Origin of the sequence: Neobacillus sp. C211 (genome assembly GCF_051842875.1) — a bacterium.
Taxonomy (GTDB): domain Bacteria; phylum Bacillota; class Bacilli; order Bacillales; family Cytobacillaceae; genus Neobacillus.
On record NZ_JBPXRO010000005.1, the window covers coordinates 175742 to 202622 of the forward strand.

Annotated in this window: 24 protein-coding genes and 1 other annotated feature; of the genes, 2 read left to right on the forward strand and 22 right to left on the reverse strand. The window is 38.1% G+C overall.

The annotated features are described in order from the left end of the window. Positions 1-138: 138 nt before the first annotated feature. The 14 genes from thrS to ACSU6B_RS07425 form a co-directional block, all read right to left on the reverse strand. On the reverse strand, positions 139-2073 hold the full coding sequence (thrS, locus tag ACSU6B_RS07360; protein WP_410883989.1) for a threonine--tRNA ligase: 1935 nt from the start codon (positions 2071-2073) through the stop codon (positions 139-141). A gap of 186 nt (positions 2074-2259) precedes the next feature. Continuing rightward, positions 2260-2507 (reverse strand) — a binding site (T-box leader). Positions 2508-2603: 96 nt separating this feature from the next. Continuing rightward, on the reverse strand, positions 2604-3479 hold the full coding sequence (ytxC, locus tag ACSU6B_RS07365; protein WP_410883991.1) for a sporulation protein YtxC: 876 nt from the start codon (positions 3477-3479) through the stop codon (positions 2604-2606). Between the two features lie 147 nt (positions 3480-3626). Beyond that, positions 3627-4556: a primosomal protein DnaI gene (dnaI, locus tag ACSU6B_RS07370; RefSeq protein WP_410883993.1), complete on the reverse strand. Its 930-nt coding sequence runs from the start codon at positions 4554-4556 to the stop codon at positions 3627-3629. Positions 4557-4569: 13 nt separating this feature from the next. Then, positions 4570-5958, reverse strand: coding sequence for a replication initiation and membrane attachment family protein (locus ACSU6B_RS07375; RefSeq protein WP_410883995.1), 1389 nt, complete (start codon positions 5956-5958; stop codon positions 4570-4572). A 55-nt stretch (positions 5959-6013) separates the two neighbouring features. Beyond that, positions 6014-6475, reverse strand: coding sequence for a transcriptional regulator NrdR (gene nrdR / locus ACSU6B_RS07380; RefSeq protein ID WP_144564449.1), 462 nt, complete (start codon positions 6473-6475; stop codon positions 6014-6016). 90 nt (positions 6476-6565) lie between these two features. Continuing rightward, on the reverse strand, positions 6566-6961 hold the full coding sequence (locus ACSU6B_RS07385) for a hypothetical protein (protein ID WP_215001018.1): 396 nt from the start codon (positions 6959-6961) through the stop codon (positions 6566-6568). A gap of 110 nt (positions 6962-7071) precedes the next feature. Next, positions 7072-7446 carry an adenosylmethionine decarboxylase gene (speD, locus tag ACSU6B_RS07390; RefSeq protein ID WP_088089215.1) on the reverse strand — a complete coding sequence of 125 codons (375 nt, stop codon included), beginning with the start codon at positions 7444-7446 and terminating at the stop codon, positions 7072-7074. Between the two features lie 343 nt (positions 7447-7789). Next, positions 7790-8821: a glyceraldehyde-3-phosphate dehydrogenase gene (locus tag ACSU6B_RS07395; RefSeq protein WP_410883997.1), complete on the reverse strand. Its 1032-nt coding sequence runs from the start codon at positions 8819-8821 to the stop codon at positions 7790-7792. 166 nt (positions 8822-8987) lie between these two features. Then, positions 8988-9602, reverse strand: coding sequence for a dephospho-CoA kinase (gene coaE / locus ACSU6B_RS07400; RefSeq protein WP_410883999.1), 615 nt, complete (start codon positions 9600-9602; stop codon positions 8988-8990). Positions 9603-9621: 19 nt separating this feature from the next. After that, positions 9622-10257, reverse strand: coding sequence for a sporulation membrane protein YtaF (gene ytaF / locus ACSU6B_RS07405; RefSeq protein ID WP_410884001.1), 636 nt, complete (start codon positions 10255-10257; stop codon positions 9622-9624). A gap of 104 nt (positions 10258-10361) precedes the next feature. Beyond that, on the reverse strand, positions 10362-11189 hold the full coding sequence (gene mutM, locus ACSU6B_RS07410; protein WP_410884003.1) for a DNA-formamidopyrimidine glycosylase: 828 nt from the start codon (positions 11187-11189) through the stop codon (positions 10362-10364). 18 nt (positions 11190-11207) lie between these two features. Next, a complete protein-coding gene (gene polA / locus ACSU6B_RS07415) occupies positions 11208-13844 on the reverse strand; it encodes a DNA polymerase I (protein WP_410884005.1) in 2637 nt (878 codons plus the stop codon). Between the two features lie 20 nt (positions 13845-13864). Then, positions 13865-15283, reverse strand: coding sequence for a two-component system histidine kinase PnpS (pnpS, locus tag ACSU6B_RS07420; protein ID WP_410884007.1), 1419 nt, complete (start codon positions 15281-15283; stop codon positions 13865-13867). After that, the gene (locus tag ACSU6B_RS07425) at positions 15280-15996 is read right to left on the reverse strand and encodes a response regulator (RefSeq protein WP_410884009.1); all 717 of its coding nucleotides are present in this window, start codon (positions 15994-15996) and stop codon (positions 15280-15282) included. The genes pnpS and ACSU6B_RS07425 overlap by 4 nt, the downstream gene beginning before the upstream one ends. Positions 15997-16193: 197 nt before the next feature. Here ACSU6B_RS07425 and ACSU6B_RS07430 point away from each other — a divergent pair, with 197 nt between their 5' ends. Continuing rightward, the gene (locus ACSU6B_RS07430) at positions 16194-16958 is read left to right on the forward strand and encodes a nuclease-related domain-containing protein (RefSeq protein WP_410884011.1); all 765 of its coding nucleotides are present in this window, start codon (positions 16194-16196) and stop codon (positions 16956-16958) included. A gap of 347 nt (positions 16959-17305) precedes the next feature. On the opposite strand, the gene ACSU6B_RS07435 is transcribed toward ACSU6B_RS07430, so the two are convergent. The 5 genes from ACSU6B_RS07435 to ACSU6B_RS07455 form a co-directional block, all read right to left on the reverse strand. Beyond that, complete coding sequence (locus tag ACSU6B_RS07435) at positions 17306-17782, reverse strand: MaoC/PaaZ C-terminal domain-containing protein (RefSeq protein WP_215001033.1); 477 nt, start codon at positions 17780-17782, stop codon at positions 17306-17308. 90 nt (positions 17783-17872) lie between these two features. Then, on the reverse strand, positions 17873-18811 hold the full coding sequence (mdh, locus tag ACSU6B_RS07440; RefSeq protein WP_215001035.1) for a malate dehydrogenase: 939 nt from the start codon (positions 18809-18811) through the stop codon (positions 17873-17875). Positions 18812-18914: 103 nt separating this feature from the next. After that, entirely contained in the window at positions 18915-20183 is a 1269-nt protein-coding gene (icd, locus tag ACSU6B_RS07445) for an NADP-dependent isocitrate dehydrogenase (protein WP_215001037.1), read from the reverse strand. A 135-nt stretch (positions 20184-20318) separates the two neighbouring features. Beyond that, a complete protein-coding gene (gene citZ / locus ACSU6B_RS07450; RefSeq protein ID WP_215001039.1) occupies positions 20319-21437 on the reverse strand; it encodes a citrate synthase in 1119 nt (372 codons plus the stop codon). Positions 21438-21716: 279 nt separating this feature from the next. After that, a complete protein-coding gene (locus tag ACSU6B_RS07455) occupies positions 21717-22178 on the reverse strand; it encodes a DUF441 domain-containing protein (RefSeq protein WP_410884014.1) in 462 nt (153 codons plus the stop codon). Between the two features lie 219 nt (positions 22179-22397). Here ACSU6B_RS07455 and ytvI point away from each other — a divergent pair, with 219 nt between their 5' ends. Further along, entirely contained in the window at positions 22398-23513 is a 1116-nt protein-coding gene (ytvI, locus tag ACSU6B_RS07460) for a sporulation integral membrane protein YtvI (RefSeq protein WP_410884016.1), read from the forward strand. Positions 23514-23559: 46 nt separating this feature from the next. Here ytvI and ACSU6B_RS07465 read toward each other — a convergent pair whose 3' ends face one another. The 3 genes from ACSU6B_RS07465 to pfkA form a co-directional block, all read right to left on the reverse strand. Continuing rightward, the gene (locus ACSU6B_RS07465) at positions 23560-23946 is read right to left on the reverse strand and encodes an FxsA family protein (RefSeq protein ID WP_214731903.1); all 387 of its coding nucleotides are present in this window, start codon (positions 23944-23946) and stop codon (positions 23560-23562) included. Between the two features lie 104 nt (positions 23947-24050). Continuing rightward, positions 24051-25814 (reverse strand): pyruvate kinase, encoded by a 1764-nt coding sequence (pyk, locus tag ACSU6B_RS07470; RefSeq protein ID WP_410884019.1) that lies wholly within the window; start codon positions 25812-25814, stop codon positions 24051-24053. 59 nt (positions 25815-25873) lie between these two features. Continuing rightward, the gene (gene pfkA, locus ACSU6B_RS07475) at positions 25874-26833 is read right to left on the reverse strand and encodes a 6-phosphofructokinase (RefSeq protein WP_215001047.1); all 960 of its coding nucleotides are present in this window, start codon (positions 26831-26833) and stop codon (positions 25874-25876) included. Positions 26834-26881: the final 48 nt, after the last annotated feature.

Here is a 26881-nt window from a genome sequence, read left to right on the forward strand (position 1 = left end):
AACATAAGCAAAGACGTAATGTCAAACAAACTATTTCTTTGACAACGAAATTTATTTTAGCAAGAAACTGAAAATTATTCAATATATTTTTTTATTTTAAAAAAAGAAAGAGAGATTACTCCCTCTTCCGAATAAAAATTATCCTCTTTTCACTTCAGCAACGATTGCTGCTAAAAACTCTGAAAATGGCTTTGTTTCTGAGTTTTGTTCACCATATTTACGGACATTGACAGCTTGGTCTTCGACTTCTTTATCACCAACAACCAGCATATATGGTATTTTTTGCATTTGAGCTTCGCGAATTTTATAGCCGATTTTTTCATCACGGCCATCCAATTCGACACGTAATCCTTCATTTTGAAGTTGCTCCTGTACTTGCTTAGCATAATCATAATGTGCACCAGGAGATACTGGAATAACCTGTACCTGTACTGGAGCCAGCCAAGTAGGGAAAGCGCCTTTGTATTCTTCAATTAAGAAGGCAACAAATCGTTCCATTGTTGACACAACGCCACGGTGGATAACAACTGGACGATGCTGCTTGCCGTCCTCACCAACATATGTTAAATCAAAACGTTCCGGTAATAAGAAGTCTAATTGAACAGTGGAAAGTGTTTCTTCTTTCCCTAGAGCTGTCTTAACTTGAACGTCAAGCTTAGGACCGTAGAATGCTGCTTCTCCTTCTGCCTCATAGTAGTTAAGACCAAGATCATCCATGGCATCCTTCAGCATCGATTGTGCTTTTTCCCACATCGCGTCATCGTCAAAATACTTTTCAGTATCTTGCGGGTCACGGTAAGATAAACGGAAGGAATAGTCATTAATATCAAAGTCTTTATAGACTGCTAAGATTAGGTTAACAACCCGTTTGAATTCATCTTTAATTTGATCAGGACGAACAAAAATATGTGCATCATTTAAAGTCATTCCACGAACACGCTGTAGTCCTGAAAGGGCACCAGACATTTCATAGCGATGCATTGTTCCAAGTTCGGCAATTCGAATTGGAAGTTCACGATAGCTGTGAATGCTGTTCTTGTACACCATCATATGATGTGGACAGTTCATTGGACGAAGAACTAATTGTTCATTGTCCATTTCCATGATTGGGAACATATCTTCCTGGTAATGATCCCAGTGACCTGAAGTCTTATATAAATCAACACTGCCCATGACCGGTGTGTATACATGGTCATAACCTAGACGCTGTTCTTTATCAACAATATATCGTTCAACCACACGACGAATTGTTGCGCCTTTCGGAAGCCATAACGGTAATCCCTGTCCTACCAATTGGTTACTAGTGAAAAGGTTTAACTCTTTACCAATTTTACGGTGGTCACGTTCTTTCGCTTCTTCAAGCAAGCGAAGATGCTCAGCTAAATCCTCTTTCTTAAAAAAGGCTGTTCCGTAAATACGTTGTAACATTTTATTTTTGCTGTCACCGCGCCAGTATGCACCCGCAATGCTTAACAATTTAAATTCTTTAATTTTTCCTGTCGATGGAACATGGACACCACGGCAAAGGTCAAAAAAGTCACCTTGCTCATAGATTGTCACTGTTTCCTCATCAGGAATGGCCTCGATTAGTTCCAGCTTATAAGGGTCACCCGCTTCTTTAAATTGCTGAACAGCGTCCGCACGGCTTACTTCCTTGCGAACAATTTCAATATTTTCATTGACGATTTTCGCCATTTCCTTTTCAATCCTTGGCAGATCTTCTGGAGTTAATGATTCCTCAAGGTCCATATCATAATAAAAACCACCCTCAATAACAGGACCAACTCCTAAATTCACACCAGGATAAAGCCTTTTAACAGCCTGTGCCATTAAGTGTGCTGTACTGTGCCGTAAAATCTCTAAAGCATCATTGGAATCAGGGACGACGATTTCTATTGAACCGTCTTCATTAATTGGACGGCGAAGATCATAAAGTTGACCGTTCCATTTACCGGCAATCGCTTTTTTCTTTAGGCCGGGGCTGATGGAAGCGGCGATATCTTCCGTTGTTGTTCCACGTGGGAACTCCTTTACTGCCCCATCTGGAAACGAAATCTTAACAACGTCTGACATGGTAATTCCTCCTTTGTAATTAGAAAAGCGGAAGCGCCTTGGTCAGGGGCGACAAGCATATGACGAGCCGGCGGGAAGGTTGTTCTTTAACCTTCTCGACGGATTGGCTTATGACCTCGAGCCCCTAGGCGCTGCAGCTAGACATTTTTCCAAGTTTTTTTGAAAAATAAAAAAACCCGTCCCTGGAATAGGGACGAGTTTTGATAAACACGTGGTTCCACCCAATTTTTCATTTTCGAATGACACACATTGAAAATGACTTTGGTCAGTTAACGGCTGTGGCCGTCAACAATTACTGACTTCATGGAAACATGAAGTGTTCACTGCTGAAGTTTAAAGGTGGTAAGTATTATTTTCGTGTTAGGAGGCTTTCAGCCCTGTCCTCCCTCTCTAGAAACCGTAAAAAATACTGTTATCCTTATCATTACTTTTGCTATGAATATTCTATGTACGTTATTATAATGACTAATTTCCTAAAAATCAAGGGACATCAACCTACAAAAACAAATTATTACAAAAATTCTTGTATCTCAAGCATGGTTTTCCGAATTATTATCTGCCGCCCATTTTTTAACTTCACGGAGGGACGCAAACGATTTCACAGTTACTCTTTCTTCAAAGATGTTTTTGATTGTTCGAACTAAGGGTTCTTCTGGGTCTTTTGTATACAGAAATATAGTTGTAGGCGCAAGTGATAAAAGTGGTGCAATGGAAGCAGAATCGACATAAACAGGATGATTAACAAGTAACTTTCGGTCAATCAATCTAATTAATTCAGCTCTTTTCATCTCTACAAACTGGTCGTTATAAAAAGTAATTTCCTCGTCAAACAATAAATGAAGAACGTCCATTTTGGGTTCCCTGTTCATTAAAAAGTCCCTGAGCATTTGCACAAACATTTGATACTCCTGCTCCATTTTATATTCATCAATGGCAATCTCAACATAACCTTCCAGTAACTGGAGGTATGGCCGCAAACGAAATTTATGAAAGGAGTCAAACGAAAAAGAAATATCATCCTGAAAGATATACTCGATGGCTGCTCTAATATTAGGCTCTTCATTTGTATCCTTCAAAAAGACAATCAGATCTTCTCTTTGACCTTCAAGAATGGAATAAATAATTTCCATTATTTGTTGCTGCACTTCTAGATCCTCATAAAAATAACGGTTTTTTAATATTTCCCTGAACCAATCGTCACGTTTTATGTTCGTAATAAATTCGTAAAATGCATTTTTAACCATAGTAGAAATTTCAATGGATAAGAAGCTACCTAAAAATTTTACTATATGTTGATCTTCTATTAGAAGAATAGTTTCTTTATCATAATTATTTGGTAAGTACTCCAGCAAGTGGTAATAAAACTTTTGAGCATCCAGCTTGCTTTGGAAGATGATTTCCGCCAACCAAATCCCCCCTTTAAGCCAATCTTTGTTAATATATATGGGGGACTTGGCTAAAATAGAAGTTAGCTGACAGTTGCTTTTGTTATTTACAGAAAAAAATCCAAAAAAAAGACTGCTGACCTGTTTCAGCAATCCGGAAAACACGTTTTATTCCCGTCTGTTTGGACCATCGACCATCACTGGCACACTCAGGGAGCGGATTCTCTCCATGATTCTTCGGGCTTTCATTTTCTCTTCTTCGCCCCGCTGGCTGTAGGTTAAATGATGCTCTAGCTCCCCAAAATTAAAGTTTGAGGTAAAAAATGTCGGCAGGCTTTCAAGCATACGGAACTGTAAAATTGGCCCTAAAACTTCATCCCTTGTCCAACTTGAGACAGCTTCTGCGCCAATATCATCAAGCATTAGGATCGGTTCTCTTTTTAATGCTTCAATTTTTTCATTCAAAGTCGAATCAGCAATCGAACTTTTCATTTCCCTTAATAGTTCAGGGACATAGACAATCATCGAAGAAATCTGTTTTTTTGCCAATTCATTGGCGATTGCCCCTAATAGATAGGACTTTCCGACACCGAATTTCCCGTAAAGAAAGAGGCCCTTTGGTTTTTTACCTGCCTCATAATTCATTAAAAAGGTTGCAGCCTTATCTCCAGCATCCAGCCTGCCTGAGTCTCCTTCAAAGTCTTCAAAGGTGGCCTCAAGTATGTCTCTTGGCACATATAGACTTTTGATTAGTTTTTCATTTTTCTTTTTTTCATCTGCCATGATTTTTCGAGGACAGCGTTTATAAACAACATCAATGGAGTTTCGGGATAATACCAATTCTGGGTGATATCCCTTCATGAAATTGATGCAGCTATCCAGACTTTCACATTTGTGGCATTCTTTGCTTTGGTTCGTATACTCGTACAGTTTACTCATGCTTTTATCAATCATGGATTGATCAATCTCATTTTGATGTTTTGCTAAAAAGGCTTGAATATCCGGATTTTCAAGGACTTGCCTGCGTTGTTGCTCATATCGCTTTTGAAAGCTTTCATTAGAAGCTAATCTTTTCAATGTTCGATTGATTTTTTCCAATTTTGGTCACCCCCTATTTGCGAAACGCTTTTAACTTTTCTTCAATCGCACGCTTTTTCGCTTCAACTTCACTGTTGTTTCCTTGCACGTGATCTTTGCCCGCATCTTTCGTACTTTCATCAAACCATTCAGGAATTAACTCTGTCCGAATTGGTTTTTTATTAGACGATCTTGTAGTTTTTTTGCTTTCTGTTACCTTGTGTTCCTCATTCTTCGCGAGCTCCATCGCTTCTTTCACCGTTTTCACTTGTTTCCTTGCCCAATGACTAGCGATTGACTCGACAAAACCCTTTGTAAATTTCATGTCCGTTTTTCTCATAACCACTTCAATTAGGACATTTACCACACCTGGGGGAAGTTTATATTTAATCATGATCTCTTCTAAGGTTTTCAAATTGGCATTCGAAGGTTCAACACCGCCTGAGATTTCTTTAAAAACGATGAGTGGCGGGGTCGTCTCATACGAGCGAATTAATTTTTCTTCCTGTGTTTTAGGTTCGGTGATTTGAGTTTGATGAACAATTGGTTGTGTTCGGTTAATAAGACTAGGAAGTTGGTCGTAATTGACAAATTGATACCAATCACGAGCCCCCTTTCTCAAGTCCTCTATATCAATTTCTTCATGCTCATTAATAGCACCTAAGATGAAATTTTTCATTTCGATTGCATCAATTTGGTACAGAAATGCAAGATTACTAATTACACTTTTTACTTTTGGCGTTAGCGCTTTTTTGGGAACAAGTGATTCATTCAGCCCTGCAGTTAACAAATCAAAATCAAACGTGTCCACACCAATTTGGATCGGACTCGGCTCATTTCGACCGATAAACTGTTGATTTTCTTCCTCTTGTAATTCTTCGGAAAGGGCTTGAATATATTGCATACTGCCAGGGGCTGCTGATGCAAACACGTCCTGAAAGGCTCTCGTAACATCTACATACTCGTCTTCCCTTGGCTTTTGTTGATCACTAAAAAAGCGCTTCAGACGAGAGAAATGGTTTTTTCCAATTTTTCGATAAAGATAAATATTTAACATCCCATCTAAAAAGAATTGCTCAGGACTTAAAGGTGGATGCAGTTCATAGATGAAGGACCGTCCCCCTTCATCTGTTTTGACACGAGTCTTTAATAAACCAATGCCTTCTAGCTTCAATCTGGCTTCGTAAATATCCTTTAAGTTCATCTCTAAGAGATTCATCAATAAATGATGAGTGGAAGACTCAGACCAGAGCCGATTTTCCTCTAACTCCGCCCAGAGCGTCATATACAAACTAAAGCAAGTTGACCCAATCAAGGGCTGATATAAAAACGTCAGCACTTTACGGTCATACTCATGCAGCAGCCCATCAGCCGCAACTATATAACGGTCGATAGGGAGAATTTCCTGCCAATGCTGCACCATATCACTCCAACCTTTCTTGTTATAAAATCAAAAAGAGCCAAAAACTCTTTAGCTCTTAAGATTTTTCTTTTTTGATTAATTCTTTTAATTCATCAATAAAAACATTAATATCTTTAAACTGACGGTAAACGGATGCAAACCGTACATAGGCGACTTCGTCCACGTGTGCCAGCCTGTCCATGACCATTTCACCGACTGCTTCACTTTTTATTTCAGAAATCCCCTGACTCCGTAGATCCTTTTCAACACCATGCGTTATATCTTCTAATTCCTTTAAGGCTACCGGCCGCTTCTCACATGCCTTAATCAAGCCACGTAATATTTTATCACGGCTAAACTCTTCTCGGGTCCCTTCTTTCTTGACTACAATCAGTGGAATCTCTTCAATCTTCTCAAACGTAGTAAAACGATACCCACATTCTTCACATTCGCGTCTCCTCCGTGTTGCTCGACCTTCATCAACTGGGCGAGAGTCGAGGACGCGTGTACCATAATTTTGACAAGATGGGCATTTCATTGTAATCAACTCCAAATCTACACTTTACTCCCGAACAAAAACGCTTACTTTCATCTTATAAAAAAGACTATCTTTATACAAGTAGTAGTACTAGGAGTTTTTTATTCCTATAAAGGTATGTAATTGATTAATTCGCTCGTAATAAGAATTAATCCGCTTTTTTAAATCGGGATAGGTGCCGAGTAAGGAAAATTTTTCAGATGAAATATTAAAGTCTACCGCTGTTTCCATTGGCTTTACTCCCACAATTGTAACAATTAGAAAGCAGGGGATGGGTTTACTGATTTCAACAGCAATTTCTCCATGTTCTTTAGAAACCGTGGTGACCCGGCAATCAGCATCTTCATGGAATAACTTTTCAACAGATGCAAATAATTGATTAAACATCGCCTTATAATAATGCGTTTTTAAGGAATCATCCTTAATCTGATCTGAAGTCTCAATTTGCTTTTTAAAACGAACAAATAGGTTACCTAACATAGCCATACTATTCCTCCCATGATGTAGCTTTGTTCTTATTGTACAACATTAGTCTAGAAAATATAAAAAGAGGTGTATGTATAAATACACCTCTACGTTGATTATTTTTATAGTGATTATAAAACCTTTGCCTGTTTTACATGAACAGGACCCATGCCACGCGGAATTTCAATATTTTCACGTGTTTGTGCATTTAATGCCTCAGCAATATAATCGGCCGCAACATTAGGATTCAAATCGCCGCAAGTGTATACATCTATGCTAGCATATCCATGTTCAGGGAAGCTGTGAATGGTAAGATGTGATTCAGAGATAATAACCACACCACTTACACCTTGTGGGGCAAATTTATGAAATGCTACTTCACGGATTTCCGCACCTGATCTAAGAGCTGCTTCAACAAAAGTTGTTTCAATAAAATTCATATCATTTAATTTTTCAAAGTCGCATCCCCAAAGCTCAGAGATTACGTGACGTCCCATTGTTTCCATATTCATTTTTCCCCCTCTAACCTTTTATGTTCTTTCTTGAAATCCTGTTATTGACGGTATCCGAGTAACTACCACGGGGGAAAGTTAGTCCAGAGAGGTCCTAACCCTTTAAGTAATTAATAGCTACCTGATTTCAAGAAGTTCACGATGACTAGTATACTTTGTTTATATTTTTTTTGCAACCTATCAATATAAAAAACTTTATATGTTAATTTTGTAACAAGGTTAATGGGCATGTTCCATTTTTCATTCGATAAAAAAACACTAAATCAAAGCTATTTTATGCAAAAAACACCCAAATGGCTCAAGAAAGGCAAAAAAAATGCTGTCTATCGACAGCATTTTATCCAACCTTTATTTGTGATGATTTTGCTATTTCCTCTGCAACATACATGGTGAGATCCACGACACGTGAAGAATACCCCCACTCATTATCATACCATGCTAAAACCTTTACTTTTCTTGTTCCCATCACCATTGTGGAAAGACCATCAATGATGGCAGAATGTTCATTAGTATTAAAGTCAACGGATACTAATGGTTCCATCGTCAAATCTAAAATGCCTTTTAATGGGCCATTTGCCGCTTCAATAAATGCGTTATTGACATCATCAAGGGTCACATCTTGATTAAGATCAACTACTAAGTCAACAAGTGAAACGTTTGGTGTTGGCACACGAAGTGACATCCCATGTAATTTACCTTTTAAGTGCGGTAATACAAGTGAAATTGCCTTGGCCGCTCCTGTTGTTGTTGGTATGATAGATTGTCCACATGCACGAGCCCTTCGTAAATCTTTATGAGGGTTATCGATATTTTTTTGATCATTTGTATAGGCATGAATCGTTGTCATTAATCCGCTTTCAATGCCAAATTTTTCATCTAACACCTTTGCAACAGGTGCAAGGCAGTTGGTGGTACATGATGCATTTGAGATAATGTCATGATGATTGATATCAAGCATTTCTTCATTAACACCCATTACAATTGTGACATCCTCATTTTTCCCTGGTGCAGTTAAGATCACTTTCCTGGCTCCTGCTTCTAAGTGCAGTGCAGCCGCTTCACGAGCATTAAACTTTCCTGTCGCCTCTATAACAATATCAATACCAAACTCTCTCCAGGGAAGCTCCTCTGGATTACGACTGCTTAATAGTTTAATTCTTTTGCCATTGACGATTAACTCATCATCTAAAGGGATAACTTCTCCCTGAAATGGTCCATGATTTGTATCATATTTAAGTAAATGTGCTAAAGTTTCCGCTGGATAGCTTGCATTTATGGCAACAACCTCAAGCTTATTTTCAAGGATCGCTTTTCTAAAAACCATCCTGCCAATTCTCCCAAATCCGTTTATTGCAACTCTCGTCTTCATTTTACATCCCCTTTTTGTATTAATGTCATACTTAATACTTGTATTGTTGTAATTAGTATAACATATTTAGGTTTAATTGTGATGAATAAAATGCGGATTTTTAAAATGTTTTATAATTCAGGCAACTTAGAAACAGAAAAAAAGAGAAGGTTGCCCTTCTCTCCCATTACTTATGATTATTTATATCGATGCCAAACTGGGCTAAACATTCAAGAAGTTGTTTTTTTGTATCTGCGATCGAACCATTATTATCAATTACAGCATCCGCAAGCTTTATTTTTTCAGACAGGGGCATCTGAGAACGAATCCTTGCTTCGGCATCCTCAGCTGATAGATTATTTCTCTCGATTAATCTTTTTAATTGTGTTTCATCGTCAACATAAACAAGTAACGTTTTATCCACCATATACGAAAGTTTACTTTCAAATAATAAAGGGATATCAAGAACAACCACTTCTTTACTGTTTTTTATTGCCTGATCGACTTGATCCCTCATTCTTTTTCTAACCTCAGGGTGGACGATTTCGTTTAAAATTTGCCGTTTTTCAGCGTGGTGGAAAATAATTGCGCCAAGCTTTTGCCTGTCAATTTCATCATCTTCCAATAAAATATCACGGCCAAACTCTTCAATAATCTTAAAATAAGCGGATTCACCTTGCATTACCGCTAGGCGTGATTCTATATCAGCATCGACTACAGTGATATCCATTTCTTTGAAAAAGTTTGAGACTGTGCTTTTTCCACTGGCGATTCCGCCTGTTAAACCGATAACTAATGACATGATCTTTTCCTTTCTAGATTCATAACTTCCATATTCCAATTATGATTAATAAAATCCCTGGCAAAAACGTGAACTTTTGGATCCAATCAAACTTATGAAAAAAAGTTCCGCTTTTTATCCCTAATAGAACAAATAATGAGCTCATAATCGCGACAGTAAATGCTAAATAAAAAGGAGAGAAACCAAGCATCGCTGCACCAATCCCGGCTCCAAAGGCATCTAGCGACAAAGCAAAGCCTAACATTAAAGCTTCGATCCCCGTAATCGTACCCGATTGGTCAAAGTCAGCCGACATCGGCTTTTTCAAGATGTTGATGGCTAATCCTAGGGATTTAATTTCAAAATTTACGATTGTTTTTTCATGTTCTAGTACGTCTTTTTCCTTTTCTGGTTTGAAATATTGAAACAAAACCCATGCACCAAGAGCAATTAGAATGATTCCCCCTAGGCTTGCCGTAATACTTGGAGATAGAACTTTTTCAAGTCCATGCCCAATTGACACGGCAATCATTAAAGAAATAGCCGAGCAACTTGCAATAATAATCACTGATCGGATCGGCATGACCATTTTCCTTAGTCCATAGGTAAAACCCACGCTAAAGCTATCAAGGCTGAGAGCAAAAGCAAGTATGAGAAGTGAGAACAACTGAACCATGATGTCTAGGGCTCCTTCCTCCAAAATCATTACGATAGTATATGGCAGGAGCCTATCAAAGGTTAATATTATTCAATTCTCACTTTTTCTACTTTTTTTCCCACTTAAATCTTTTGGCACTGCGGGCAGTAATGGGTCCCTCTGCCCCCTACGGTCGTTTTTTCTAATGGTGTTCCACATCGTTTACACTCTTCCCCTTTACGACCATAAGCGTATAATTCAAGCTGAAACATACCTATTTCCCCTTGGGAGTTAACATATGAGCGGATCGTACTTCCGCCCTTTTTGACGGCTTCGCTTAAGGTCGCAACAATTTCACGGTGAAGTAGGGCAAGTTCATTTTTATTTAATGTATTAGCAATACGTTCTGGGTGTATACCTGCCCGAAAAAGTGCCTCATCCACATAGATATTACCGAGCCCCACAAAAAGTTTTTGGTCCAATAGAGCTGTTTTAATTTTTCGATTCGTTTTTTCAACCTTCTTAGTCAAGTACTCTACCGTAAATTCCTCTGAAAAAGGTTCAGGACCAAGCCCTATGAGCGGTTCCGTTAAGAATTCGTCCCCTTTTTTGTATAAGTGCATCGTTCCAAATTTCCGAACGTCCCTATACCTTAATTCTGTTCCATCTGTAAAGTGAAAGAGTACATGTGTATGTTTATCAAAGGGTTCTTCCTTTGGATAAAGCCCGTACTTTCCCTCCATTCTCAAATGCGATACTAACGCGAAATGATCCGTATAAATGATTAAAAATTTCCCTCTTCTGCCTACATCAACAATGGTCTCCCCTGCTAAAGCATCAACAAATTGTTCCACTTCAAGTGGGCTTTTAATGATTTTTGGCCAAAAGACGGTTATATCTTTGATGGTTTTATTGAAAACTAATCTTTTTAACGTTTTCCTTATGGTTTCTACTTCTGGAAGCTCCGGCATTGCTGAGGGGTCCCCCTTTTATTTGGCGTCAAACCATGTTGGTCCATAGGCATAGTCCACTTTCAACGGCACCTTTAATTCGAGGGCATTTTCCATCACGCCTGGGACTAACTTCTTTAAAATTTCCAATTCGTCCTCAGGTGCTTCAAATATCAATTCATCGTGCACTTGAAGTAAGAGGCGCGTCTTTAAACCCTTGTCCTTTAAAGCATCGTCCATATCAATCATTGCTTTTTTTATGATATCAGCGGCACTGCCCTGAATTGGTGTATTCATGGCTGTCCTTTCTGCAAAGCTTCTGATGTTAAAATTACGAGCTGTAATTTCAGGAAGGTATCTTCTTCGCTGCATCAAAGTGGAGACATAGCCCTTTTGTTTTGCCGAGTGAATAATATCATCCATGTATTCTTTGACACCTGGATAGGTATCTAGATAACGATTAATGAATTGACCAGCTTCCTTCCTTGTAATTCCTAAGGATTGGGACAGACCATAATCACTGATTCCATAAACAATTCCAAAGTTAACAGCCTTGGCCTGACGCCTCATATTGGAAGTTACCTCATCTTTATTGACATGAAAAACTTCCATTGCTGTTTTTGTATGAATATCCATATCTTCTTTGAAGGCCTGAATCAGCTTTTCATCACCAGCAATATCCGCAAGGACACGCAGTTCGATCTGTGAATAGTCGGCTGCAAAAATGATCCAGCCTTCCTCTGATGGAACAAAGGCTTGGCGGATTTTACGTCCCTCTTCAAGGCGAATCGGTATATTTTGCAAATTAGGATCAATTGAACTTAATCTGCCAGTCGCAGTTAAAGTTTGTTGATACCTGGTATGGACTTTTCCCGTTTTAGGATTAATAACCTTCAGTAATCCTTCTATATAGGTGGATTGAAGCTTACCTAATTGTCTGTATAGAAGAATATGCTCGATGATTTCATGATCTTCTGCTAATTTTTCCAATACATCTGCTGAAGTTGAATGACCTGTTTTCGTTTTCTTAAGCGAAGGAAGGTTTAATTTTTCAAATAAAATTACACCTAGTTGCTTCGGTGAATTGATATTAAACTTTTCACCTGCTAATTCACAAATCTTCTCTTCAATCTCGACGAGTCTATCATTTAGCTCCTTACCCATTGCCTGAAGACGTTCCTGTTCCACCTTGATCCCGCACGATTCCATATCAGCCAAAATCAGCGATAAAGGCATTTCAAGCTCAGTAAATAATTCATATTGTTCATTTTTTCGTAATTCATCTTCTAGTTTTTCTTTAATATCAGACATTGCAAGGCTTTTCCGAACTAGATGTTCAGCGAGCTTAGACACTTCGGGGACTTTTCGTTTCGCCCCTTTCCCATAAAACGATTCATCAGATTGAATATTATGTAGATCGAATCTTTTCGTTATTGCAGCGAGGTCTTCAATGTTTTCTGAAGGATTTATGATATAGGAAGCCATTAGAATATCAAAATTGGCCCCTTTTAGATGAATATCATGTCTTCTTAATGAAACTTCAGATCGCTTGGCATCATAAACTATTTTCGTTTTACTCTCATCTTCCGCCCATTTTTTAAAAGCTTCTGACTGTAATACCAAGTCAGTTGGCAAGTAGAAATGTCCTATTTCATTGACAAGAGAGAAACCGATAATCTCTGCATAATGATAATTATCATCCAGCATTTCAACGTAAAAATAATTAGTGTCTGCAAACAGTTCTTCTGTTATTTCAGTTGGAATTTGAAAATCAATATCTTCAAGTTCCTGCTCTTCAATAGTATCTGGACCTTCTCCAAGCTTGCCCAATAATGAATGAAAGCCTAATTCTTTAAATAAGGCTACTAATTTTTCCCGCGTAAAGCCCTCGTATGCGACGTTTTCTAAATCCACTTCGACAGGTGCTTGTCTTTCAATCGTAGCAAGTTCTTTACTCATTAATGCTTGGTTCTTAAATTCTTCTAGCTTCTCTTTCAACTTGTTTCCAGTTACTTGTTCAACGGAGTTTAATAAATTTTCGAGGGTTGAAAACTCCTTCAACAATTTGATCGCTGTCTTTTCACCTACCCCAGGAACACCAGGAATATTATCGGAAGGGTCCCCCATTAGCCCTTTCATATCAATGATTTGTTCTGGTGTTAGTCCATATTTTTCAGCTACATGTTCAGGGGTATATTCTTCAATATCCGTAATTCCTTTTCGAGTAATTCCGACGGTTGTAGTGGCGGAAGAGAGTTGGGTTAAATCTTTGTCTCCTGAAATCACTTTTACTTCGTACCCATCCTTTTCTGCAGTTAATGAAAGGGTACCTATGATATCATCGGCCTCATAATTTTCAAGCTCATATCTGGAAATCCCATAAGCATCAAGAAGGTCACGGATAAACGGAAATTGTTCGGATAGTTCGGGTGGGGTTTTTTGCCTTCCACCTTTATACTCACTAAAGGTTTTATGGCGAAAAGTAGTTTTTCCAGCATCAAATGCGACAAGTATATGTGTTGGCTTTTCATCTTCAAGAATTTTCATCAACATCATCGTAAAGCCATATACCGCATTCGTGTGGATTCCTTTATCGTTATTAAGCAGGGGTAATGCAAAAAATGCTCGGTAAGCAATACTATTACCGTCAATCAGGACAAGTTTCTTTTTTTCCATTTATATCCACCTTCCAAAAATCACATCAAATATTTATGTAGTTCAATAATAAAGTCGCTTCCTTCACCCAAATTACTTCTAACACTTATGTTACCATGATGCGCTTCTATTAAGTGTTTTACGATTGCTAATCCAAGGCCTGTCCCACCCGAGTTACGACTTCTGGCACGGTCCACTCGGTAAAATCGTTCAAAAATACGTGGAATCTCTTCTTTACTAATTCCTACCCCTGAGTCTTTTACATGGATCCGTACGTTCTCACCATGTTTGAGAAGGATAATTTTCACGTCCCCTTCTGGCGGGGTATAATTAATTGCGTTGCCGATTAAATTGATAAATACTTGTTTTAAACGGTCCGAATCGCCATTGATTAACACTTGATTTTGCTTGCTGTAAAGTTCAAGTTTGATATTCTTTGCTTCTGCTTTTCCTGTAAGAATCGTGATTACTTCTTTTAATAACATATGCAAATCTATTTCTTGAATGTTTAATCTGAAGCCTTGCTGCTCTATTTTTGAAAGCTCTAACAGGTCTTGTATAAGTGTTTGCAGGCGATCACTCTCTTTTAAAATGATCGAAAGAAACGCTTCTAATGTTTCTTTATTGTTCATGGCACCGTCCAGCAATGTTTCAGTAAATCCTTTAATAGAAGTTACTGGGGTTTTTAATTCATGCGAAACATTGGCGACAAAATCCTTCCGCATTTGCTCGAGTTTTTTTATTTCGGTGATATCATGAAAAACAAGCAGTACCCCTTTCCAAACATTATTTGTTCCAATTATCGGGACACCATACACAACAAAATACCTTCGTTCGATCAAGAAAGGCACAAGTAATTGTTCACTAACCTTCTTTTCAGTCCGAAAAACCTCTGCTACTAAATGACAAATTTCTTCATATTCAATCACTTCATAGTAGAGTTTATTTAAATAATCAGTTGGATTCACCTGAAAAATATCAATAAACCCTTTATTAATGAGATTAATGTAACCGCGACTGTCTATTAAGATTAATCCTGCTCCCATATTTTCAATTAAAGCACTTAACCGGTCCTGTTGCATTTCTTGTGCTTTAACAAGTTCTTGGAGGTTTTCGGCCAGCATATTGATCGATGACCCAAGCATGCCGGTTTCATCCAATCGATCTACTTTTGTTCGTGCCCGGTAGTTTCCGTTTGCCAGTTCAATCGCTACATTTGTGGCAGCTTCAATTGGTTTTGTATACTTTGAGGTGATTCTAATGGATAGAAAAATAATTATTATTATTGCAATCCCTAGACAGATAGAAAGGACCCAAAAGATTTCAACTTTAAAATGTTCATTTAGAGACTCTAAGTAATAGCTTTTAAAAAATTGGCCCAGCAATATTCCTAATCCAACTAAAACCGCCATAATCAATAAGATTAGTGTAATTAGCAGACCTTTTCGGTATTTGGTCATTCTCCTTTCGGCTCCTCCAATTTATAGCCCAAGCCCCGTAACGTTTTAATATAGGCCGGCTTTTTCGTATCCACTTCAACTTTCTCTCTTAAATGTGATATGTGTACATCCACAATTCTAGTATCTCCAGCAAAGTCATAATTCCAAACAGCACTAAGTAATTGATCACGAGTCAAGACGCGGCCTTTATTTTGCGCGAGATAGAGAAGTAATTCAAATTCCTTTAAGGTTAACTCCAAAAGTTGGTCGTTAAAATAAGCCTCATATTTTTCAGGATCGATTCTTAAATTAGCGATCACTAGTTGCCCTGTCTCTTTTTCACTTACGTCAATTGCCTCCGTTTGGACTTGTGTCCTCCTAAGAATTGCTTTCACGCGAGCGATCACTTCTCTAGGACTAAAGGGCTTCACCATATAATCATCTGCACCAAGCTCTAAACCTAATATTTTATCGAGCTCATCATCTTTTGCAGTTAACATTAAAATTGGTGTCATTATACTCTTTTGACGGAGCTGCTTACATACTTCCATTCCATCCAACTTCGGTAACATGAGGTCTAATACAATGATATCAGGGCCTTGTGTCTCTGCAAGATGTTTCCCCTCTTCACCATCCATTGCAGTGATCACTTCATACCCGGCCTGCTCCAAATTATATTGAAGCAAAGTAACAATTGACTGTTCATCATCGACAACAAGTATTTTATTTTTCATAATATCCCCCACTAAATTAGTTACTTCCATTATAATAATAAACATTACATATTATCTAGTTTTACAAAAATTTAACATTAAAGGATGTTCACATACCCATCGAAATGAGTTTGAATTTTTTTAAAATAATTAACAAAATATCCACTTTTGGTGTCAAATTTCGCCATAATTTTTTATAAAATTAACTATGAAAGGGAGTGGAATATGGATGTGAGTGCTTCATTTTAAACGATCTGCTGCTTGAGGTTAACAATTCTAAATTCCAAATTGATACCACTATTATTTTTCAAGAAACGATTTACCCTTTTGAGGTAAAAAATTATGAAGGCGACTTCATTTTCAAACCTGACAGGCTTGAGAGGATTTCCGGTAAAGATTATAAAAATCCACTAGACCAATTGAAACGCACCAAATTCATGCTCCGCCAGTTACTGCAAAATCTAGGATATAATATCCCCATTGAGGGAACCGTTGTGTTTATTAACCCCGAGTTTACATTATATCAAGCGCCCCTAAACGAACCCATTGTTTATCATTCACAACTACATCGATTCATGAAAAAATTAGATATGCAGCGCTCAAAACTAACTAGTCGGCATAAGAAGCTAGCTGACAAGCTTATTTCCTTACATCAAGTTGAATCACCTTATAAGAGGCTACCACCTTATAAGTATGAGCATCTAAGAAAGGGGGTTACTTGTGCGAAATGTAATTCATTTTCACTTTTTGTAAATGGAAAGCATTTAGCGTGTAACCAATGTGGGCACCAGGAAGGGATAGAGTCGGCGGTTTTGTGCAGCATGGGGGAAATTAAACTACTATTTCCGGAAAAGAAGATTTCCACCAATTGTGTTTATGATTGGTGTGGGGAGGTTGTGTCTAAAAAGAAAATCAATAGGATATTAACAAGATATTATAAAAGAATGGGGCAAGGTAGGTTTTCTTACTATGTTGATAAATGAATGTAAGCGACTAGACCCACTAGTTTTCCTTTAGGGTTATGTTTTTTTAATTAATTACAACTCATGAGGACAACTTTGGCTCTTCTCTTGCGGTTTTTGTCCTCATGAACCCCTCATGAGGACAACTTTAGCTCTTCTCTTGCGGTTTTTGTCCTCATGAACTCCTCATGAGAAAAATTTTAGCTCTTCTCTTACATTTTTTGTCCTCATGAACCCCTCATGAGGACAACTTTAGCTCTTTCCAAACCTTTTTTGTCCTCATGGACCACTATTGAACACAGGTATTACTTAGTGATCCAGTTTTCCAGCATCATTTCAGTAAAAATACTGGATCCTTATCAACTTTATTAAAAATTATCCAGAGTCCTACCATGTATTTCCTCCAAACGATGTGGAGGACAAACTTTAACCCTTCCCAGTATGACAGTTTCATTTTTTTCATTCATTCCAATGACACTGATTACAATGGTATGCTCATCTCTTACAACCTCAATCACTTCAAACAAAAACTCGACGGTTCCATAATGATATACCGGCTTAGGAAACTCAATTTCTTGGCTTAAGATATGGCTCCCAGGACCGGGTAAATATTTTGAGATGGCAGAGGTTATCATTCCCGTAAGCATAATGCTAGGAACGATTGGTTTTTCAAAAGGAGTCTGTGAAGCATAATCATGTTGAATATAGAGAGGGTTGGCATCGTCTGTTAATCCTAAATAAAGAAGGATATCCTTGTCTTCTATCTTTTCAGACATAGACAATTTTTCACCGACAGTAATTTCTTCAATCCTTCTGCCTAACTTTCTTTTTTTACCTAAAAGCATATAACTCCACCCCTGTTGTAAACGATTTCATTTGAATGCAAAGAAATTCGGGGAAATCCTTGCAGCCCCGAATTTCTCTATTATAATATTTTATGCTAATACTTGCATTACATTGCGAACGGATTCCGCTGATTTATCTAATGCTGCTTTTTCGTCAGCCGTTAACTCAAGCTCAATTATTTTTTCAATACCATTTGCACCAAGGATCGTTGGTACTCCGAGGTAAATGCCATCGTAACCAAATTCGCCTTCAAGATAAGCAATGGAAGGAATCACTCGACGTTGATCTTTGAGGATTGCTTCACACATTTCTACTAAAGAAGCTGCAGGCGCATAATAAGCACTTCCATTACCTAGAAGGTTTACAATTTCACCGCCGCCTTTTCTTGTGCGTTCTACAATTGCTTCTAGACGGTCTTTAGGAATTAATGTTTCTAATGGAATACCACCAGCATAGGAGTAGCGTACAAGAGGAACCATGTCATCTCCATGTCCACCCAATACAAATCCTGTAATGTCTTTAACAGAAAGATTTAATTCTTGAGCAACAAATGTGCGGAAACGAGCACTATCTAGAACCCCAGATTGACCAATTACACGGTTTTTAGGGAATCCTGATTCTTTAAATACAGTATATGTCATTGCATCTACTGGGTTGGTTAGAACAAGAATCGTACAGTTTGGAGAATACTTTACAATCTCCTGTGTAACACTTCTCATTACCTTTTGGTTTGTCTGGACTAAATCATCGCGGCTCATTCCAGGTTTACGGGCAATACCAGCAGTGATAACGACAATATCAGAATCACGAGTATCTTCATAATTTGAAGTACCTGTAATATTAGAATCAAAACCTTGTACTGGACTCGCTTCAAGCATATCTAACGCTTTACCTTTTGTTGGGTTTTCCATTTGTGGGATATCAACTAGAACTACATCGCCAAGTTCCTTTTGTGCCAGTAAAAATGCAGTGGTTGCTCCTGTAAATCCGCCGCCGATAACAGATACCTTTTTACGTTTTAATGACATTTTAATTCTCCCCCTTGAACTTTTTAATGTTTCACTTGAATCTAGAAAAGGCAGAAAGGACTATTTTTATTAACAGCCCTCATCTGCTCTTTACTTTCCCTTCTTATTCCATGTTCTTAATTAGCTCGTCACCGAATTCAGAAGTTTTTACTTCAGTTGCTCCGTCCATTAAACGAGCAAAATCATAAGTTACAACTTTAGAAGCAATTGTTTTTTCAACAGATTTAATAACCATTGTAGCCGCTTCATTCCAGCCTAAGTGCTCAAGTAATAACACTCCTGATAAAATGACAGAAGAAGGGTTTACTTTATCAAGACCCGCATACTTAGGTGCAGTACCATGTGTTGCTTCAAAAATTGCATGTCCTGTTTCATAGTTGATGTTGGCGCCTGGAGCAATACCAATACCGCCTACTTGCGCTGCAAGTGCATCAGAAATGAAATCTCCGTTCAAGTTCATTGTTGCAACCACATCAAACTCACGTGGACGTGTAAGGATTTGCTGTAAGAAGATATCAGCAATAGCATCTTTTACGATGATTTTGCCTGAAGCTTCTGCATCAGTCTGAGCCTTATTAGCAGCTTCAGAACCTTGTTCCGCTTTAATGCGGTCATACTGTAACCATGTAAATACTTTGTCGCCGAATTCCTTCTCAGCAAGCTCATAACCCCAGTTTTTAAACGCGCCTTCAGTGAATTTCATGATATTTCCTTTATGCACGAGTGTAACGGATTTACGGCCTTCTTTAATAGCATAATTGATCGCTGCACGTACTAGACGGCTTGTTCCTTCTTCCGAAACTGGTTTAATACCGATACCTGAAGTTTCAGGGAATCTGATTTTCTTAACACCCATTTCGTTTTGTAGGAAGTCAATAACCTTTTTAACTGCTTCAGTACCTTTTTCATATTCAATACCCGCATAAATATCTTCAGTGTTTTCACGGAAAATAACCATATCCGTATCTTGTGGGCGCTTAACAGGGGAAGGAACACCTTCGAACCATCTAACTGGACGTAAGCAGACAAACAAATCTAATTCTTGTCTAAGAGCAACATTTAATGAACGAATTCCTCCGCCAACAGGAGTGGTTAATGGACCTTTAATGGCAATTAAATACTCTCTGATCACGTCAAGCGTTTCACTTGGAAGCCATTCACCTGTTTTGTTAAATGCCTTTTCTCCAGCTAAAACTTCTTTCCAAATCAATTTACGCTCGCCTTTATAGGCTTTTTCAACTGCTGCATTTAAAACTCGCTCGGAAGCTGCCCAAATATCTGGACCGATACCGTCACCTTCAATAAATGGGATAATTGGATTATTTGGTACATTTAATACTCCGTTTGTAACCGTGATTTTTTCGCCTGACATAGTTGATTCACCCTCCTATTATGTAAAAGAAAACTAAAAAACTTACACCCTTTGTCTTATCAAAGGTTAGAGAGGTTAGTCTCTAACCTTTTCATACATATCTATTAGACCAATTATTCTAACAAAAGTAAAATATTAGCCTCGTTGCTCGATTGGAACATATTTTTGCATTCCTGGACCAATATAATCTGCACGCGGTCGAATTAACCGGTTGTTCTCATATTGTTCAAGAATATGTGCAAGCCATCCTGATACCCTGCTGACAGCAAAGATTGGTGTCATTAAGTCATGATCAATCCCTAAACTGTGATAAACAGAGGCTGAATAGAAATCCACGTTAGGTGGCAAATTCTTTTCACCTGTGACAATGCTTTCAATTTTTTCAGACATATCATACCAATGTGGTTCGCCCGTTAGTTCAGTTAACTTTTTAGACATTGCTCTTAAGTGCTTGGCACGTGGGTCACCTTGTCGATATACACGGTGGCCAAAGCCCATGATTTTTTCTTTCTTCTCAAGTTTACCACGGACGAATGGCTCTACATTTTCAAGCGTGCCAATTTCTTTTAGCATTTTCATTACAGCTTCATTTGCCCCACCGTGTAGTGGTCCTTTTAGGGCTCCAATTGCGGCAGTTACTCCAGAATAAACATCTGATAACGTAGCTACACAAACACGTGCTGTGAATGTAGATGCATTCAATTCATGGTCCGCATGTAATACGAGCGCTTTATTTATTGCTTCTTCAGCAATTGGTTCTGGTTCCTTGCCAGTTAGCATGTATAAGAAATTCGCTGCAAAGCTTAATTCCTTTTTAGGAGGAATTGGCTCAAGTCCTTTTCTAACACGTGCAAATGTTGCAACAATGGCTGGCATTTTTGCTTGAAGGCGAATTGCTTTTCGGTAATTTGATTCTGTGTCCATTAAATCAGCTTCTTCGTCATATAAACCTAAAAGGGAAACGGCTGAACGAAGGGCTGCCATTGGGTGGACCTTTTGGATTGGGTACATTTTAAAATGCTCAATTACTTCCTGTGGAAGTGCTGCATTCTCAGAAAGTTGTTTTTTCAATTCTGTTAACTGCTCTGCATTTGGAAGCTTTAAGTGCCATAATAAATAAATTACCTCTTCAAAACTAGCATTCACAGCTAGATCATCAATGTCATAGCCAACATATGTTAGCGTGTCATCAATAATTGAACTGATTGAGGAAGTTGTTGCCACTACCCCTTCTAAACCGCGTGTTACTGTCATAGTATATCTCTCCTTCACATTCTAAATTTCCCCACACCTTTTTAAAAAATTATTCCCTTTATTCCATCCTTTAAATTGACTGAGCGATTGCTCGGGTAAAAAGCAAATAGTTAAAATGAGATTCCTTTTAGAGGCACAAATTGATTTATAAACAATTCAGCACATCTATGTGGTTTATGTAAAAAAGGATACGCTTACAAGCCTATTATAAACAATTATCAGATTTTTGTGAATGAAAAGGAACCGAAAAATGCAAAAAAATATTATTTTACAAAAAATCTAGGTAAAAAAACTAAAAATTCTCATTGCTGTATAGGCAATTCCAGCTCCAATTAGAGGGCCAACTGCGACCCCTTTAAAAATTGACACAGATAAAATAGTGCCAAGAATTAGTGCTGTTGTAATCTGTGGATCATCTGCTAGTAACTTAACCCCTCCTTTTGCCAGCATAGCGACAATCATGCCCGAGATCAGGGCAATCCAAGCATATGATGATTTAAATGCTCCTGTTAAGTCTTTAAAACCAATTTCTCCACTTGCAATCGGGACTAATACCGCAATTGTAATAATTGTGACACCCCAATTAATACCTTTGGACTGTATAAATGAGAATGCCTTTGTATCCAATCCTACTACCTTTAAGGTAATGAGCACTGCAATGGCAACCAGTAAGGAACTGTTTTTCGCAATAAAACCAATAACGAGCAATAATAGTAAAAATAAAAATGACTCATTTAGCATGTTCTCACCATCCCATATCCAAATTATCGTAACATAATACCTGCTAAAGCATGAAATTAATGATTACAATAAGTTTCTGTTCAATCTCCTTGCGAATCCTTCAAATAAAATGTTCGTAATATTTTTAAGACTATTATATTTACCTGGAAAAGTTATGCAGTTTATTTCATAAAATGTTAAACTAGAACTACCAAACATACATATAAAGGAGGTTTGTCTTTGAATCTAAAGTACTTATACCGGACAATACGATTCTTAATTGTAATAGGTGCTATTGTTTTGGCGCTTTACTCTTTTTACTTTCTGTCAAAAGTGACCTATCCATTTTTAATTGGACTAATTATTGCGTTTATGATTAATCCACTTGTAGATATTTTTGAAAAAAAGGCTAGAATGCCTCGTGTATTAGCTGTTTTTATTGCACTTATTCTTATTTTTGCCTTATTTGCAGCTTTAATTACACTACTAATAGCCGAGATTGTCTCTGGTGCAAATTATTTGTCTACGGTAGTCCCCGAACATCTAGATACGTTAATTGAATATATAGAGAAATATTTTACTGCTCAAATTCTTCCGATATATGATCAATTAACAAGTGTGTTTAATAAACTTGAATCAGGGCAGCAGGATACGATTATTGGAAATATACAGAATGTTGGGACGAGAATTGGCTCAACCGTTGGCAATTTTATTCAGAACCTATTTGGTATTATCCCAAATATCATCGCTTGGCTTCCCAATGCAGCTACCGTATTAATCTTTTCCTTATTGGCTACTTTTTTTATCAGTAAGGATTGGTACCGTTTATCGACATTGGGCGGCAGACTCTTACCTGAGAAAGCAAAAACAAGCAGCCGGTCAGTTTTTGTTGATTTAAAAAAGGCGCTGTTTGGTTTTATTAAAGCCCAATTAACACTGATATCGATTACCACGGTTATTATTCTAATTGGCCTACTTATTCTTCGTGTTGATTACGCGATTACTATCGCTTTAGTAACAGGAGTAGTGGATGTTATTCCTTACCTGGGTACGGGTGCTGTTTTTGTCCCATGGATTATTTATGTGGCGATTGGAGGCAATACAGGTCTTGCCATTGGCTTAGGGGTTCTTTATATTGTTGTCATCGTTCAACGGCAAGTCATGGAGCCCAAAATCCTTTCTTCTAATATTGGACTTGATCCATTAGCCACACTAATTGCGTTATTTGTCGGTTTTAAATTGATTGGTCTTTTAGGATTAATTGTTGGCCCCGTCACCCTTGTCATTATTAGCACCTTGTATCGTGCGAATGTTTTTCATGATTTATGGGTTTTTATTAAAGGAAAAGAGGTTTGAGACTTCTTAATAAGAAAAGTCAGCCCCAATTGGATGCTGACTTTTCTTATTTTATGATTTTAATATTTCCTTTATTAATCCGTCTTCGCCACGCTTTGAGGATTAGAAATTTTATCGGCTTTCTGGTTGGCGGGAAAAGAAATAGGAACCCAGTAACATCAGTGATAAATCCTGGCGTTAATAAAAGTGTTCCGCCAATTAAGATACAAATTCCATCTAAAAGAGCTTCGCCTGGAATCTGACCGTAGCTTAGTTGTTCCTGCACCCTTCTAATTGTCTGGAGTCCCTCTCTTTTAGCTAAATACGCCCCAATGATTCCTGTTAATAAAATTAGGGCAATGGTTGGCCAAACACCGATAGCTTTACCTGAAAAAAGTAAAACACCAATATCCATAGCAGGAATTACAATGATCAATAAAAATAAATAACGCATAGATTGTCCCCTTTCAAACGGCTTATTCTTATGATATTACCAATGGGGATGATTTTGTGGTTATTAAAAAAAGAAGGGGTCTCCCCTTCTTTTTTCCTTATCTCTTATAAGACACTAGCATGACCGTTGTAGATAACTCCACTAGTAGCATCTACGGTTATTTCTTGGCCATCTTTAAACAATTCTAAGGCATTATCTACCCCAACAACAACTGGGATGCTTAGGTTTAGTCCAACCACTGCTGCATGGCTCGTTAATCCACCCTCTTGGGTAATAACGGCCGCACATTTTTCAAGTGCTGGCACCATATCACGGTCCGTACCAATTGTCACAAGAATCGAACCTTGCTTTACTTTTTCTAAAGCTTCTTTCGCATCATGGGCAACTACCACTTTCCCAAAGGCTGACCTACGGCCAATTCCTTGCGCTTTTGTAATAATATCGCCGACAACATGGATTTTCATTAGGTTTGTTGTACCGGCTTCACCCACTGGCACACCAGCTGTAATGACAACTAAATCACCACGGTTAACGATACCGCTATTTAAGCTTTCTTCAACGGCAATATCTAACATTTCGTCTATTGAGGTAGCGACTCTCCCAAATTGCGGGTAAACACCCCAAACAAGGGATAAACGGCGGCATACATGTTCAACGGAAGTTACCGCAACGATGGAAGCTTTTGGACGATATTTAGAAATCATTCTAGCAGTATGGCCGCTTTCAGTAGGGGTAATAATTGATTTTACTTCAAGATTTAAAGCAGTATGTGCAACAGATTGTCCAATCGCATCTGTAAGATTATGTTCTGTATCTTTACTGCGGCTTGAGAGTATTTCTTTATGATCTAAAGCTGATTCTGCTCTGGAAGCAATATTGTGCATCGTTTGGACTGCTTCAACAGGATATTGTCCAGCAGCAGTTTCACCAGAAAGCATAATTGCGTCAGTCCCATCAAAAATCGCATTCGCTACATCACTAGCTTCTGCACGAGTTGGTCTAGGATTTCTCTGCATGGAATCAAGCATTTGAGTCGCAGTAATAACTGGTTTGCCCTGCGCATTACATTTCTTAATTAACATCTTTTGGACAAGTGGAACCTCTTCAGCAGGAATTTCTACGCCAAGATCTCCACGAGCAACCATTAAGCCATCAGAAATTTCTAAGATTTCGTCAATGTTATCGACGCCTTCCTGGTTTTCAATCTTAGGAATAATATGGATATGTGCAGCATTATTTTCTTCTAATAACTGACGGATTTCTAAAACATCCTTTGCACGTCGAACGAAAGAGGCAGCAATAAAATCAACACCTTGTTCAATTCCGAAAAGAATATCTTGAGTATCTTTTTCTGTAATTCCAGGCAGGTTCACTGATACACCTGGAACGTTAACGCCTTTTTTATTTTTCAATGTACCGCTATTTAAAATTTTGGTATGGATTTCATTTGCCGATTTATCCACATTCGTTACTTCTAAGCCAATTAAGCCATCATCTAAAAGAATCTTTGAGCCTACATGGACATCTTCAATTAGCCCTGGATATGTAACTGAAAACTTTTGAAGCGTTCCTTCTACTTCGGTCATGGAAACGATAATATTTTCTCCAGCCGTTAGCTCAAGTGCACCGTTTTCCATGTTGTTTGTCCGAATTTCAGGACCTTTTGTATCTAATAGGATAGCAACGATTTTGCCAGTTTGTCCGGATGCTTCGCGAATATTTTGGATTCGTGCACCATGTTCTGCAAAATCTCCATGTGAAAAATTTAATCGAGCTACGTTCATACCCGAATTGATTAATTGTGTTAATTTTTCAACGCTCTCACTAGCTGGACCAATCGTACAAACGATTTTTGTTTTTCGTAACATTCTTATTTTTCCTCCCGTATTAGAAAAGCAATTTTGCCATTTCTTAAATTCATAATTCCTTAAATCGATAATTCCATAGAAAGTTTGTAAAGATCATGATCTAAAGTATGGTGTCGGCCAAGCGCTTCAATAATGTCATAATCTACAAGCTGATTCTTTTCAATCCCTACTGCTCGGCCGCCTTTCCCTTCAATAAGAAGCTCAACTGCTCTTGCTCCTAATCTGCTTGCAAGAACTCTGTCAGCTGCAGTTGGTGAGCCGCCGCGTTGAATATGACCTAAGACAGAAACTCTCGTATCAAAGTTTGTTGCCTCCTGAACTTGCTTCCCAAGCTCAACACCACTGCACACACCTTCAGCAACAACAATAATACTATGCTTTTTACCGCGTTCCTGCCCTTTTCGAAGTTTTTCAACGATATCATTCATGTCATAGCCTTCTTCAGGTATTAATATCGTTTCTGCGCCGCCAGCAAGTCCTGCCCAAAGAGCAATGTCCCCAGCGTTTCGCCCCATTACTTCAATAATAAAAGTTCTTTCATGAGAAGTCGCAGTGTCACGAATTTTATCTAATGAATCTATAACTGTATTTAAAGCTGTGTCAAACCCAATCGTAAGTTCTGTCCCTGGAATATCATTATCAATCGTACCCGGAACCCCAACGCACGGATAGCCATGTTCTGTTAACGCTTTTGCCCCACGGTAAGAACCATCTCCACCGATAACCACTAGGCCTTCAATTCCATGTGCTTTTAGCTGCTCGATCCCCTTTTGCTGTCCTTCTTTTGTTTTAAATTCTGGGCAGCGTGCCGATTGGAGCATTGTCCCGCCGCGCTGAATAATATCTCCGACAGAACCAAGTTCAAGCTTTTTAATATTTCCAGAAATTAATCCCGTATAACCACCATAAATACCATAAACCTCAAGATTGTGATAAATTGCTTTCCGAACCACAGCACGAATGGCTGGATTCATCCCTGGGGAATCTCCACCACTTGTAAGTACTCCTATTTTTTTCATGGTTACCACCTCAATTTTTAATTTAAAAAAATATGTATATCCTCATTT

Bases quoted from the DNA above. Each gene is read 5' to 3' on its own strand.
- speD (WP_088089215.1), bottom strand. From the start codon at position 7,446: ATGGAAACAATGGGACGTCACGTAATCTCTGAGCTTTGGGGATGCGAC.
- thrS (WP_410883989.1), bottom strand. From the start codon at position 2,073: ATGTCAGACGTTGTTAAGATTTCGTTTCCAGATGGGGCAGTAAAGGAG.
- mutM (WP_410884003.1), bottom strand. From the start codon at position 11,189: ATGCCGGAGCTTCCAGAAGTAGAAACCATAAGGAAAACGTTAAAAAGA.
- ACSU6B_RS07395 (WP_410883997.1), bottom strand. From the start codon at position 8,821: ATGAAGACGAGAGTTGCAATAAACGGATTTGGGAGAATTGGCAGGATG.
- pyk (WP_410884019.1), bottom strand. From the start codon at position 25,814: ATGTTACGAAAAACAAAAATCGTTTGTACGATTGGTCCAGCTAGTGAG.
- ACSU6B_RS07375 (WP_410883995.1), bottom strand. From the start codon at position 5,958: ATGGTGCAGCATTGGCAGGAAATTCTCCCTATCGACCGTTATATAGTT.
- ACSU6B_RS07455 (WP_410884014.1), bottom strand. From the start codon at position 22,178: ATGCTAAATGAGTCATTTTTATTTTTACTATTATTGCTCGTTATTGGT.
- polA (WP_410884005.1), bottom strand. From the start codon at position 13,844: ATGGAAAAAAAGAAACTTGTCCTGATTGACGGTAATAGTATTGCTTAC.
- icd (WP_215001037.1), bottom strand. From the start codon at position 20,183: ATGTCAGGCGAAAAAATCACGGTTACAAACGGAGTATTAAATGTACCA.
- pnpS (WP_410884007.1), bottom strand. From the start codon at position 15,283: ATGACCAAATACCGAAAAGGTCTGCTAATTACACTAATCTTATTGATT.
- ACSU6B_RS07435 (WP_215001033.1), bottom strand. From the start codon at position 17,782: ATGCTTTTAGGTAAAAAAAGAAAGTTAGGCAGAAGGATTGAAGAAATT.
- coaE (WP_410883999.1), bottom strand. From the start codon at position 9,602: ATGTCATTAGTTATCGGTTTAACAGGCGGAATCGCCAGTGGAAAAAGC.
- mdh (WP_215001035.1), bottom strand. From the start codon at position 18,811: ATGTCATTAAAACGTAAAAAGGTATCTGTTATCGGCGGCGGATTTACA.
- pfkA (WP_215001047.1), bottom strand. From the start codon at position 26,833: ATGAAAAAAATAGGAGTACTTACAAGTGGTGGAGATTCCCCAGGGATG.
- nrdR (WP_144564449.1), bottom strand. From the start codon at position 6,475: ATGAAATGCCCATCTTGTCAAAATTATGGTACACGCGTCCTCGACTCT.
- citZ (WP_215001039.1), bottom strand. From the start codon at position 21,437: ATGACAGTAACACGCGGTTTAGAAGGGGTAGTGGCAACAACTTCCTCA.
- ACSU6B_RS07465 (WP_214731903.1), bottom strand. From the start codon at position 23,946: ATGCGTTATTTATTTTTATTGATCATTGTAATTCCTGCTATGGATATT.
- ytaF (WP_410884001.1), bottom strand. From the start codon at position 10,257: ATGGTTCAGTTGTTCTCACTTCTCATACTTGCTTTTGCTCTCAGCCTT.
- ACSU6B_RS07385 (WP_215001018.1), bottom strand. From the start codon at position 6,961: ATGGCTATGTTAGGTAACCTATTTGTTCGTTTTAAAAAGCAAATTGAG.
- ACSU6B_RS07425 (WP_410884009.1), bottom strand. From the start codon at position 15,996: ATGAAAAATAAAATACTTGTTGTCGATGATGAACAGTCAATTGTTACT.